This is a genomic window from Ammoniphilus soli, assembly GCF_040813775.1.
Window position 1 is genome coordinate 1 of record NZ_JBEGDL010000042.1, and the last position, 12684, is coordinate 12684.

Genomic DNA, 12684 nt, shown 5'->3' on the forward strand with positions numbered 1-12684 from the left:
CTTCGGCTATTTCCTTGGTAGATACACCGTTGTAGCCTTTCTCTGCTATTAGATCAATCGCTGCCAACAGCAGCTTATCATCAGTACCCAGATTGTTTCTGCTGCTCATTCTCATCCCTCTTCCTACAATGACTGTCAGTACTTACTGACATTGTTATTTTATTCCAGTTTATATATATTGTCAAGGGCAACAGTACATTTGCAATTAAAAAAGCATCATATAGTTCAGGTGCTAGAAATTATGATCACACAATTGAAATAAATATTTAAAGGAAAATTCATACTATATTAATTTACAATTTATCTAATATTCTGTATTATAAGATTTATACAATCTAATTAACACCATGGACAAAATATGTCTAGTTATTTTTTAGAAGAGGAGGTTATGGATATGATGACTGATCGTTGTGTACATTGTGATGAAGAACTTAGTCTACTGGAAAAAACCAGAACAGAATGTTGGGATTGTCGAGACAAAATATCCCTGACCTACTCAGACGATCACGAAGAATACTAATATCATGAAAAATATGATTGAAAAGAGAAGATGTGTTTAGAATTTTTAGAATAAAACCAGAGGAGGATAGCTTATGATTATTAATCATAGAGAATTGGCTCGAGCCGAAGTAATAAAATTAAAAAACGGGTTCTCCGCCTATTCAGAAAACACCCTAGTCACTGAACTCATCGAGAAATATATTAAAGAACAGGGATTTCACGTTCATATTGATAAAACCCCTATGGGCTGCTGGTTTATCCCAATTATAGTATGAGAGTATGGTGAATTCACCATACTCTATTATACGGCTTGAAATAATGTCTGTAATTTCGTTTATGCTTCCATTTCAAAAGGGTTGGTCACATCTTTTAGAAAGTTCCCATAAACGATTACATTTATTGCAAATACATGAAGTGGACCTCAGAACGAAGTCTTTTTTGTTCAACCGGAACTGAGTTTAGAATTTATTAGAGAAGAGGTGTCTGTATGTCATTTGCTAATTTTGATGAGATTTATAATATCTGTTGTGAAATTGGATATGATAAATTGTTTAGAGATGGGAAACGTATTTATATCTTAAGTAATACCATACGAAATCAACTACAAAGACAATCTTATCAAATGGATTCCGTACCGGAACTTGCTACATGAAGAAGATCCTTTAGATATTTGTGATAAGGAAAATACCTCCTGTAATAAAACCATTAGCTAAACGAAGCTAATGGTTATTTTTTTGGATAACTTTGCAACTAGAAGAGACGAACTCTCGATATTGCGGTACCCTTCTAAATAAAGTTCTATAGGTCTAAATTTCGGTACTGCCTACTCTCCCTAGCATACCTGAAAATCATATCATTACTGTCCTTACCTGTATTTTCTAACATTATAGTACCGAAAAGGATAAACGCGTAAATAATAGATCTTAGTTTTTTGGTCATGAGTTTTAGAACATGGTTAATCGCATAATATCGTTGGCTTACAATTACCGAAAATAAAGTACCGTAAATAAACATTTTTGGTACTTTATATCAACCGGGAATGATAGAAATCCGGTTATCAAAAAGAGAAAAAATGACGATCTCCTTCCGCTGATTCTCTCCACTCGTCTAAGACCTTTTACTACATAATAATATGTAAATCAAATAGAATTACCCTCTCATGCATTACTGATAACAGTAATGCATAATTTTTTGTATTAATTGGTAACATTCGGAAAGTTATTTATTTTTCTGAAGAGCTTATTAATAGTTATATAGTCATTTCTATATAAATAAAAAGATTAAGTACTGCTTATATATGTTAAATGACCTTATGTGAAAAATGTCGATAAAATCAAATAGCAATGAAAGTTTGTATGATTTAAAATTGAAAAGTGGACAAATTCTGATAAACAAGGGGATTTAGGAATGACAATGGATGAATTAACTCAGATTAATGAAGAAATTAAGCAACTAAAAAGACAAATGTATCAATTAAGCAAACAAGTGGACGGCTTCTCTCATCCTGACTTGGTGAAAATAAGTCAACAGCTAGACCAAAAGCTGAACAAACAATATCGATTAACCAAGTCCATTCATGATCCAGAAAAAACGGTAGAAAGGTATATCTCAATCGTTTTTCGGCTTGCCTACATAACCATACCTTATATACTATGTCTTCCTCATTATGTTTTACTAAGCTATGTTCCCTGTACGGCTATCATAAACCAGAATCAACGGATCTACTAGGTAAAAACAAAACATTTTATTATAAATGCCACTGGATGACTCATTCTTTTTGGAATCTATCCCTGATATTGGAGAAAAAATCGCAGCAACGATTCTTTCTGAAATCAGTGAGATAGATCGGTTTAATCACCCTAAAAAACTGGTCGCTTTCGCTGGCATGGACCCTCGTGTACATTCGTCAGGTAAGTTTATGGCCGCCATCAACCGTATTACCAAACGTGGATCCAGTAGACTACGGCACACCTTGAATATGGACGTTCTTTGCGGGATTACCGAAGTCGGTAAACCGCTGCAAGCGGAATTGACCTTTAGGGTTCCTGCAATAAGAAACTTAAGGAGTTCTACACTAGAAAATCAGAAGAAGGAAAGCCCTTTAAGGTTGTGATGATTGCTTGTGCTAATAGGCTGCTTCATTGGATTTATGCACTATTAAAGCGTAAAGAGACCTTCGTGGATATAGGTTAATAGCAAATTAATGTACTCCATACAAAACCTTCCACAAGACCTATTCATTTAATCGTTCATTAATAACCAATATCCGTTCTAAAGCATTTTCATTTTCGGGTTCAATTTCCAAAATTTTTTGTATCCACTTTAAAGAATTCGGGTAATCCTTCAATTCATAGAAGGCATGTGCCATCTCGTTCATATTTTCCGTATCTTCGGGGTTATGCTTATAAACTTTCTCAAAGCAATCAATAGCTTCACCAAATTGTTTTAGCGAACATAATACTAATCCCTTGTTCCACAACGCATCAAAACACTGATTATCGTACTGGTGAGCCAAGTCAAACTCCTTTATGGCTTCATCTATATCCTGTAAATACCAACACATTCTCCCTAAATTCAAATGGGTTTCCGCTTGTGCATCATTAATTTCCAATGACTTTTGATAATATAGTTTTGCCTTTTCGTACTCAGCAATCTTTTCATAATACACACCAAGATAATAATAGGCATCTTCACTGTTGGGATTACCCATAATTGCTCTGTTGAAATACGCAAAAGCTTCTTTTTGATTATCAAGTTTCAAGTGAGCGCGACCCTTATTAAAAAGTAACCTTTCCCACGTAGGACTTACTTTTATTGCTTTATCTAACAATTCTATTGCCTGTTGGTAATTCCCCAGTTCGATTTGACAACACGCCATGTAATTAAAGCAATTAACTTGGTTTTCTTCGTCATTGATATAGGCTAATTCAAATTTTTCATATGCTTCTTGGTAATGACCATTGGCATACAATTCGTCAGCTTCTTCGTATAAGCTCAATGTTCTTTCACCTCTAATAAAATGGCACTTTATTCGTATCCTTATCAACCTTTATTAAATAATCTAGCACGTTTCCGAAGTGATGAAGCAAGGGACGGATGCCGATCCCGTTCCCCTGCTATCGATCTCCGTTACTTCAACTAAGTTTCACTCCAAAATTATACTTTTGTTTTACTTGCACATACTATCTTTAAAATTCATTTTATGAAACGGTTTAAAATGTGGAGGAATACGTCTTAATGGAAACAATAAAATTAACATCATCGGAATTAGCTCTCCTTTGGACAACTTATATGAATGAAAGTATGACAGTCTGCTTTTTTCAATACTTTTTAGAAATAGTGGAAGATAAAGAAATTCGCCCTATTGTCGAATACGCTTTGGAATTAAATCAAAAACACGTAAAAAAAATAACGGAAATCTTTACAGACGAAGGCAATGCTATTCCACTAGGTTTTACGGATAAAGATGTGAACTTAAACGCTCCTAGACTGTTTTCAGACCAATTTATCCTTGACTATGTAAATAGTACCGCAAAATATACACTTAATCTTAACAGTCTTGCATTGGCGAATAGTACCCGTTCAGATATTCGAAATTTTTATGCTGAGTTGCTTGCCTCAACTACTGAACTTTTTCAGAGGTCAACAGAGGTAATGTTATCGAAAGGAATTTACATAAGACCACCATATATACCAGTTCAAGAAAAGGTGGAATTAGTTCAAGAGCAAAGTTTCTTAAACGGATGGATTGGAGATCGTAGACCGTTGAATGCGATTGAAATGAGTCTTCTCTTCTTTAACATGACAAGAAACATATTAGGTGCAAACTTGCTAACTGGTTTTAGCCAAGTTGCCCAGTCTCAACAAGTTCGTGATTTTATGTTGAGAGGTAAAAAAATAGCTCAAAAGCATGTGGAGATTTTTAGTTCCATCCTTCGAGAAAATGACATACTTTCGCCTATGCCTTGGGATACCGCAGTAACCCAGTCGATAGTAGCACCATTTTCAGACAAATTAATAATGTTTCATGTGACAGCACTCATTGCTGGTGGAATAGGATATTACGGTGCTGCCGCAGGTACTAGCGCAAGACGTGACTTGGGCGTTCAGTATGCTCGACTAACAGCCGAAATTGCCCAATACGCTGAAGATGGAGCAAATATTATGATAAAAAATCAATGGTTGGAACAACCCCCTACTGTACCAGACCGTAAGGCACTGGCAAGTAAGTTGTAAGAAATCACTAAAAACCTTTTATTTATAAGATAAAAAGTTTTTTAATATTTAAAAATGAATTTATAGTCACTTTGAATTTATTGTGTTATCCTGCCCATTCGCAGCAAAAAAGCAGGGGATGGATGCCGATCCCGTTCCTCCGCTAACGAATCCCGATAGTTAAATAACGCATTCCAAAGAAAGTCATAAAAACAACCTATTGTAACCCGATGGGCTAAACACATTTTCTTCTTAATCAGTAATCGTTCACCTTATTTTTTCTCTTCTACGAGGGAATTTAAAGCTAAATTTGTAATTACGATTTTCAATGTTTTTTAATTGAATTTTTTCAAAGGTATTTATTCGACTGAACCAATGAGCCACTATAAACATGGAAGCTAAAATAAAGAAAGAGTATGTATAAGCCCAATCGATTGGTTTATACAAATCGAGCATCGCCATGACTGGCATTCCTACATATGCACCTAAACCGCCGAAAATGACGGCTTTAACAAATGGATTAAGATTAGGTTTAAATTGTATAAAGAACATGACAGCAACAGGTAACAGTCCAAACCGAAATGGGAAATAGACAAGGGCTGAAGGAACTACTCTTACAGGATATGACCATTTTCCAAAAATGAATCCAAAATCGTTGATATAACCATGATTACAAATCCTGCTAAAAGAAGCCGAACCGAACTTTCTTTTTTGCGAAATATTGCCCAAAGAATCCACGGAACCACTAATAAAGCTAATCCTACCCACCATTTCCACGTAAACAAAAAAGCCTGTATAACCGCATCTGTTATCATTTGATTTGCTTCAACAACCTTTTGACCAGCTTTATCGACTTGATTTAACCCTTCTTGGAATGTCATTCTTTATTAAACTCCCTCTAAGCTATTTATATTTTTATATTTAAGGTTAATATACCCAAATTACTAAACCCAAATTACTAAACAAACCTGCCCTTCCCTCAATAACAATAAGGAACAGCGATGGTACACAGCTCCTAACAATCGATCCCCTTTAGAACAACAAGGAATTTTTGTACTAATTATTTCCAATACATTCGGAGAAACTAAGACAAAAGTTGGTAAGGAGCGAAAAACAATGGAAACAAAAACAGAGCATAATATCAGACTAACCTCTTCTGAAATAGGCAACCTTTGGTCAACCTATATGACTGATAGCATGTCTGTCTGCGTTCTTAAATATTTTATAGCTAAAACTCAGGATACCGAAATACTTGCGGTATTGGAATTTGCTCTCGGTGTAAGCCAAACGCATATTAAGGAAATAACAGAGATATATAATCAAGAAGGTCATCCCATTCCTGTTGGGTTCGGAGAACAAGACGTTGATCTAAATGCTCCTGCTTTATACTCCGATACTTACTTCTTAAACTACGTACATAATATGTCTAAATTAGCTATGACTACCTATAGTTTGTCCGTGTCATCGGTAGCTCGTAGAGATATATATGAGTTTTTTTCAAAGGCATATATATCCGCTAAAGATTTATATGAAAAAAGTTTAGAATGCCTATTATCCAAAGGACTATATAGCAGAGCAGCCCCTATCCCTATCCCTGAAAAAGTCGAGTTTATCCAAAAGCAGAGTTATTTGACTGGATGGTTGGGGAATAGGAGACCTATGAATGCATTGGAAATTACACAACTTTATTACAATATCCAAAGGAATGGCATTGGAAAAGCATTGCTTCTTGGATTTAGTCAGGTTGCTCGTAAACAAAAGGTTCGAGATTATTTCGTGAGAGGAATAGATATTGCTTTTAAAAATATTCACGACTTGGGACATAAACTAGCCGAAGAAAATATAAACGTATCACCGACATGGGATTCCGATGTTCTTAACTCCACTACCCCGCCATTCTCGGACAAATTGATGATGTTTCATGTATCAGCAATAAGTGGTCTATCTATTGGAGTTTATGGAACAGCTTTAGGGACGGTTGCAAGACGCGATTTGGGAAATTTGTTTATGAAGATTCTAACCGAAGCCATTGCCTATGCAGAGGATGGTGCAAATTTGATGATTGAAAATGAATGGTTAGAGGAAGCCCCTCACGCTGTACACAACATTTCGATTGCGAAACGTTCGGAATACAGTTAAAGGTTTTTGTTTTCGTTTTTTGAAGGAGTAACGTTTGTTGGACTTCCCCTATAATGATAATCGGAAAATCTTGAACGGTTTAACTGATTTTGAATGTAAAGTTGGGAAGGGAATGGGAAAGTGCCATCGTATTGAGGTACTGTTATGGAGTATTGCCCTACCCGGATTTGGGCAAATTCTGAACGGTAAGTTTTTAAAAGGTCTGTTACTGATTGTATTGGAATTTCTGATTAACCTCCAATCTAATTTAAACGAAGTCATCATTGCAAGTTTCCACGGAGACATAACGCAAGCAATTACATATTCAAATTATCAATGGCTAATGTTTTACCCTTGTATTTATATGTTCGGCATATGGGACGCATATAAAGATTCTAGTGGTGTTATTTCACCATACGATGCAATTCCATTTGTATTTGGAGCATACTTTGGGACAATTGGTGTTATATACTCAAACCATTTGCTCGGTGGTGTCTGGTTAGGTATTATAGGAATTTTCGTAGGTGTTGGAATTATATAAGATATTATCTCGTAAGAAGAAAACAAATTTAACGGAGCCACCCATGGAAGGTCGCTCTTTTTTTATGTTTTTATTGCGCTAATCTGCCCAATAGCTCAATAAAAAAAGGACTGTGGAAACAGCCCACGATGTGGAACTATCGAATCCCGTTACCGGAATAATATAATTAATCTCACTTACTTCGTTGCTCCTCGGTAGCAATCCCGCCAATCATCGTGGTTCACAACAAATAAGCAATTCTTGGTTTTATTTGATAAAATTGGTAAGACATAATAGTAAGGAGGAGTTTTATGTTCCAATTGTTAAAACATGGAAACAAGTCATCCCTTATCGCATCGGTCGTCAATTTGTTCATTGCTTTACTTCGTGGGGGAGCATGGCTTTTGACAGGCAGTACGGCCATGTTTGCGGAATTTATGCATGCCCTTGCAGATTCCGCCAATCAAGGTTTTGTCTATATAGGAACCGCTCTTTCCAAAAAGGCACCAACCGATCGTTTTCCGAATGGTTTTGGCCGTGTAGTCAATCTAGTTTGCCTTGCAGCCGTGCTTGTCGTTGCCATTATGAGCTATGAAACGGTTAAAGAAGGCATACACCACATTTTACACCCTATAGAAGGCGGACAGCTTTACATTCTTTTACCTGTTTTCGGCATTGGAGTGGTGCTTGAGTTTTTCGTCTTATACAAGGCGATGAAGTATGTGGTGGCCGAAGTAGGTGTAGAAGCAAAAGGACTAGCGGTTATCGGCACAAGTTTTAAGCACCTTAAAAAAGCTTCACCAGCGACACGTCTTGTTTTTATGGAAGATATGGTGGCATCAAGCGGAGGAGTTCTTGCGATTATAGCCGTTCTCCTTGGTCACTTTACTCCTTTTGTGCAAGCGGAAGGACTGGCCTCCGTGATTATCGGTATATCCATGTTTTACGTAGTGAGCCGCGTTTTCTTGGATAATGTATCTGGAGCGATCGGTGAAGCAGACCATACCATGGAAGCTCGCATTGGAGAACTTTTGATGAAAGATTCAGACGTAAAAGATATTCAAAGGATCGTAGTTCTTCGCGAAGGAGAAGAGCTTCATGCAGAGCTTGAAATTGAAGTTGACCCTTCCCTTACCATAGCCCACGCAGATGCTATTAAAGACCGGTTAGAAAAACAAATTCTCTCTCAAGAGGGAGTAACCGATGTGACAATTGAGTTAGATCAAACGGATCACATCAATCATTGGGAAGAAAAAAAGCAAAAGCTGGATGACATCACAAAGTAAAAAAAGAACGACTCAATCCTAACCGGTTCGAGCCAAACATCAACAGGGCTTCTCCCAACAGTATTTGTTGGTGAAGAGGCCCTTGTTTGTTTGGTTGCCCTTTTGAACTATCGATCTCCGTCCTTCGGTTTAGCTAAATCCATTCGTTAACTTGTTAAAATATGCTAAATCTTTGTTGAATAACTTTTCGCAGTAAACATACGACTTGGTAGTAAAACAAGTTTCATCCTATGAATGGACATTAATAAGAACCTTATTATTTCACTATTCTACGAGGGAGCGGAATAACAAACAAGGGCTGCCGTAGCAACCCTTTTCGAAGTAACTGCCGAATGTATTTCTATCCATACTATTTTTAGCAAAAAAGATACTAATCAGTGTAAATAAGACTCCCACCAAGTAAGTTGCAACAAAAAATTCTTTTACCGTTCTCTGTTTCTTTCTCATTGTTTTGTAAAGTATCATTGTATTTTTCATGAAGCAAGAAAACTAAATCATGCAGGAATCCTTTAAGCTGCTCATTCATTTATATCACCTAATCAATTTGTTAGTAAGTCAAAAAGCTCTTTACTTTCGAATCCCGTTCCTAACAACAACTAAAAGACTTGGCTTTAAACTTTTTACTTTTACTTTATTTTAAGCTAAATACTATTAATGATTTAGGTGAAAACTGATGAAAACACTATTGTCAAGTTCACTGTTTTTCCTAATTTTTCCATATAGGTAAATACTTCCAAATGATTGCCTTTAAAATTTATATTGTGATATAGTTGTAAAAAAGGAGGCATCGAAAATGACTAATTTACACACCATGAAATGGAGCTTTCAACCCTCACATGAGACCTTTCAGGGCCGAGTTGTTCGAATCGGAATTTATCTTCAGACTAGAGTGTTGGAGATTAACGATTTGAATGACTCGGTTTTTTATTTGATCTACTTCAAAAATATATTGCTTGGCGGAGGGAAAATCAAACAAGTAGTAGAAAGCACGTTCATTGATGAGGTATTTCAGCAAGGAATTATCATTTCCCCCTCTCATCCTCTCTTCTCCGTCTTACTACCCAAAAATCGAAAGGCGCATATTCCAAATATAAACAATCTATTTACTGAATTACAGAATGATCTTTCCCTTCAGGAAATTGCCATTGCTGCAACCCGTATGGACTCTTTTATTCAAAAGCAACAACTCATTGCTGTTATCCGTGAAATCTTTAATCATTTTAGACGGAATGGCCAATTTCTTAAGGCTTACCAGACCGCAAAAGTATTACTTCACTTCTCACCAAAAACCAAAACAACGAAGCAATTGATTGGAACTCCAGAGTTTGAAAAGTATCGGAAAATGGAGGAAACCAATCCCACTTCTCTTCTAGAACAAGATTCCCTGTCCAAGGAAAGATTCTATTATCACCATCGTAATGAACGGAAATATGAAGTTAAGCTGCATGAATTACTCAAACAACAGTCACGCCATCTTGACCAACTGGTATTATTTATTCATCTGTTTGAGGTAAAACATGATTTTTATAGCTATGAACAGTTTATCGAATTGTTGAAAAATCAATTAAAGCATGAAGAACGATATGAAGCTTTAAAGTTTTTGATGGCTTGTTCACCTGAGTATACTCTTTTTACAGAAGATATCCTTCGGGAACAAATCCATCTCAAACTGTTTCATGAAGCTTTGCAGCTTATCGCCAATCAATCGCCTTATCCACCAGCTATGCATACCGAAATGATCGAATCTATGTTAGATGGTGTAGATTCCTCTACTCTAACCAACGTAAGAAATATGAACAAATTAATTAGTAAATTATATCCCGATCACCCAGAAAAAAAGGAAGATATAGTCCGCCGTATCGTGATTAGCCTTCTTAAACAGAATAATCCTACTGAAGTAAAAAAATGGCTACAGCCCATAAGACAAACCAGTCCAAATCTTCATGTACTTGATGAAGTAGATCAACTCGAATGTTTGTCGCAAAATACAGATCAACTTACTAAGTTAGGTGAATTATATTATCAATTTAGTCTGCTGGATCAATCCATTGAGTGCTTCACATGGGAAATGGAGTTACATCCGAATGCCATTGATCCCGTGCGTTGGCTAAGTAAACTTTATAAAGAAAAAGGTATGTTACAAGAATCCGAGGGTTATAAAAAGCTTTCAGTTTTTTTAGCAAAAAAAGAATAAATATGTCGCTAGAAAGACCCCCAGCACGAGGATGAGTGGGGTACGCGATATATTTTTTCGCCTGCTCCCTCAACCGTTGCCTATTATTGATTCACATAGCCATTTTCAATGACTTCCAAAGCCCCTGTTTCCGGTGATAACAGGTGGGGTTTTCGCCATTAAAGCAGCACGAAAACCCAGAGCATTATGGTCGAAGCCCCCATAACATTATTTTTAGAAGGGGGAATCTTATTATCAACTAATCAATCTACTCGATCAATTTTGATGACATCGTGCAGTTTTTCTATTTGGTTAAAAATAAGGTGAAGTTCCTCTTGATTACCCTCGACCATAATCAGCATATTAGATAACTCTTGTTGTTCGGAAGGGCTGACTACCATGTTGTCTATATTGAATCCTGGTTTTGAGAATAAACCGACCAAACGGACCAGTACAGTTGGACGATTGTAGAATAACACCTTGACTTCCATTCATTCCACCACCTCGCTCTTAACCCACCTTTTCCACGGGATCTCTTTTTGCTTTCCCTTCTTTTCTCTTGAGTCTAGCCACAAGGTATCCTAAAACAGCCCCGCCCAAAGCTGGAATGACCCATCCAATGCCTACCACATATAACGGGAGATATTGTTGATAAATCGAAATGATCGTTTCCATTCTAAGACCGGCTTGACTCATGCTGTCCACCAGACTGACAAAAATAGTTGCGATCAAAGCTCCTTGATAAACCTCTGCGTGCCCTTTAAAGCGATGGTGAAAAAAAGACAGCAAGACCAACACGATCGCGAGCGGATATATGCCGATCAGAACAGGAACAGAAAGATTGATGATCTGCGTCAATCCGATATTAGCCACCAGTGCACTAAAAAGAGTCAAAATGCTAATGATTGTTTTATAGGAAACGACGGGAAAAATTTTCGCAAAAAATCTCCCGCATGCTGCAACCAATCCGACCGATGTCGTTAGGCAGGCCAACGTTACAGCCAGTCCAAGCAGCATGGTACCGGACGAGCCAAATAGTCGGTAGGCTACGTTCGAGAGAATTTCCCCGCCATTCTCGGAAACACCAAGGATTTCAGAACTGGAGCCTCCAAGAAAAGAAAGCGAAAGATAGACAAGGGCCAAACCCGCCCCGGCGATCATTCCCGCCTTCAACGTCGTTGCTGCCAACACTTTACGGTCCTTTATGCCCCGTTCTTCAATGGCGGAAATAACAACCACGCTGAATACGAGAGCAGCAATCGTATCCATGGTTAAATATCCTTCAATGAACCCTTTGAAGAAAGGCGCTTCCTGATACGCTGGCTCCGGATTTCCCAACTCACCGATCGGCGAGATGAAACTTTTGATAACCAATAAGGCGATAGTTCCCAACAATAGGGGTGTCAATACTTTTCCGATTCGATCGACAAGCTTGGACGGATGGATAGAAAGCCAAAATGTGATGCCGAAAAATACAACCGAGTACAGAAAAAGTGCTGAGGGCTGCAATCGGATTTCCTCTGGCAAAAAAGGGAATGCTCCCATTTCAAAAGCAACTGTACCGGTTCGCGGAATACCGAAAAGCGGACCGATGGCCAAATAAATAACAATCGTAAAAACGATTCCAAAAACAGGATGAACCCGATTAGCTAAGGCTTGCAAACTGCCCCCTGCCATCCCAACGGCGGCTACAGATAAAAGCGGCAGCCCTACCCCAGTAATCAAAAATCCCACCATGGCAACCCAAAGACTTGTTCCCGCCTCCTGTCCTAGAGCTGGGGGAAAGATGAGGTTGCCCGCACCAAAAAACAGGGCAAATAACATCAATCCTATAGCTATCATTTCTTTTCCGGATAATTGCTTCATTGTAT

The 12684-nt window shown here is 37.5% G+C and carries 14 protein-coding genes and 1 pseudogene; 8 read left to right on the plus strand and 7 right to left on the minus strand.

All coding sequences use genetic code 11. From position 1 onward, the window contains the following. The coding region (locus tag ABLT31_RS33575) for a TetR family transcriptional regulator (protein ID WP_367760007.1) at nucleotides 1-109 on the minus strand (109 nt) is incomplete at its 3' end. 484 nt (nucleotides 110-593) lie between these two features. Here ABLT31_RS33575 and ABLT31_RS33580 point away from each other — a divergent pair. The 3 genes and pseudogenes from ABLT31_RS33580 to ABLT31_RS33590 form a co-directional block, all read left to right on the plus strand. Further along, complete coding sequence (locus tag ABLT31_RS33580; RefSeq protein WP_367759939.1) at nucleotides 594-776, plus strand: hypothetical protein; 183 nt, start codon at nucleotides 594-596, stop codon at nucleotides 774-776. Between the two features lie 1132 nt (nucleotides 777-1908). Continuing rightward, entirely contained in the window at nucleotides 1909-2229 is a 321-nt protein-coding gene (locus ABLT31_RS33585; protein ID WP_367759941.1) for a Spo0E family sporulation regulatory protein-aspartic acid phosphatase, read from the plus strand. Between the two features lie 49 nt (nucleotides 2230-2278). Continuing rightward, nucleotides 2279-2694, plus strand: a pseudogene (locus ABLT31_RS33590) (transposase); the annotation flags it as partial. A gap of 40 nt (nucleotides 2695-2734) precedes the next feature. Here ABLT31_RS33590 and ABLT31_RS33595 read toward each other — a convergent pair. Continuing rightward, complete coding sequence (locus ABLT31_RS33595) at nucleotides 2735-3499, minus strand: tetratricopeptide repeat protein (protein WP_367759943.1); 765 nt, start codon at nucleotides 3497-3499, stop codon at nucleotides 2735-2737. Nucleotides 3500-3738: 239 nt separating this feature from the next. Here ABLT31_RS33595 and ABLT31_RS33600 point away from each other — a divergent pair, with 239 nt between their 5' ends. Beyond that, entirely contained in the window at nucleotides 3739-4737 is a 999-nt protein-coding gene (locus tag ABLT31_RS33600) for a DUF3231 family protein (protein WP_367759945.1), read from the plus strand. A gap of 246 nt (nucleotides 4738-4983) precedes the next feature. Here ABLT31_RS33600 and ABLT31_RS33605 read toward each other — a convergent pair whose 3' ends face one another. After that, nucleotides 4984-5445, minus strand: coding sequence for a CBO0543 family protein (locus tag ABLT31_RS33605; RefSeq protein WP_367760009.1), 462 nt, complete (start codon nucleotides 5443-5445; stop codon nucleotides 4984-4986). Beyond that, a complete protein-coding gene (locus tag ABLT31_RS33610; RefSeq protein WP_367760015.1) occupies nucleotides 5331-5597 on the minus strand; it encodes a hypothetical protein in 267 nt (88 codons plus the stop codon). The genes ABLT31_RS33605 and ABLT31_RS33610 overlap by 115 nt, the downstream gene beginning before the upstream one ends. Nucleotides 5598-5832: 235 nt before the next feature. Between ABLT31_RS33610 and ABLT31_RS33615 the strand changes: the two genes are divergently transcribed. The 3 genes from ABLT31_RS33615 to ABLT31_RS33625 all read left to right on the plus strand — a co-directional run bounded on the left by ABLT31_RS33615 (nucleotide 5833) and on the right by ABLT31_RS33625 (nucleotide 8640). Further along, a complete protein-coding gene (locus tag ABLT31_RS33615; protein WP_367759947.1) occupies nucleotides 5833-6855 on the plus strand; it encodes a DUF3231 family protein in 1023 nt (340 codons plus the stop codon). 112 nt (nucleotides 6856-6967) lie between these two features. Beyond that, nucleotides 6968-7375 (plus strand): hypothetical protein, encoded by a 408-nt coding sequence (locus ABLT31_RS33620; RefSeq protein ID WP_367760011.1) that lies wholly within the window; start codon nucleotides 6968-6970, stop codon nucleotides 7373-7375. Between the two features lie 290 nt (nucleotides 7376-7665). After that, a complete protein-coding gene (locus ABLT31_RS33625; RefSeq protein WP_367759949.1) occupies nucleotides 7666-8640 on the plus strand; it encodes a cation diffusion facilitator family transporter in 975 nt (324 codons plus the stop codon). A gap of 370 nt (nucleotides 8641-9010) precedes the next feature. Here the strand turns inward: ABLT31_RS33625 and ABLT31_RS33630 are convergent, their stop codons facing one another. Then, nucleotides 9011-9166, minus strand: a complete 156-nt coding sequence (locus ABLT31_RS33630) for a hypothetical protein (RefSeq protein WP_367759951.1) — start codon at nucleotides 9164-9166, stop codon at nucleotides 9011-9013. 267 nt (nucleotides 9167-9433) lie between these two features. Between ABLT31_RS33630 and ABLT31_RS33635 the strand changes: the two genes are divergently transcribed. Continuing rightward, nucleotides 9434-10834: a hypothetical protein gene (locus ABLT31_RS33635; RefSeq protein WP_367759953.1), complete on the plus strand. Its 1401-nt coding sequence runs from the start codon at nucleotides 9434-9436 to the stop codon at nucleotides 10832-10834. Between the two features lie 242 nt (nucleotides 10835-11076). Here the strand turns inward: ABLT31_RS33635 and ilvN are convergent, their stop codons facing one another. Further along, entirely contained in the window at nucleotides 11077-11304 is a 228-nt protein-coding gene (gene ilvN / locus ABLT31_RS33640) for an acetolactate synthase small subunit (RefSeq protein ID WP_367759955.1), read from the minus strand. Between the two features lie 19 nt (nucleotides 11305-11323). After that, complete coding sequence (brnQ, locus tag ABLT31_RS33645) at nucleotides 11324-12679, minus strand: branched-chain amino acid transport system II carrier protein (RefSeq protein ID WP_367759957.1); 1356 nt, start codon at nucleotides 12677-12679, stop codon at nucleotides 11324-11326. Nucleotides 12680-12684: the final 5 nt, after the last annotated feature.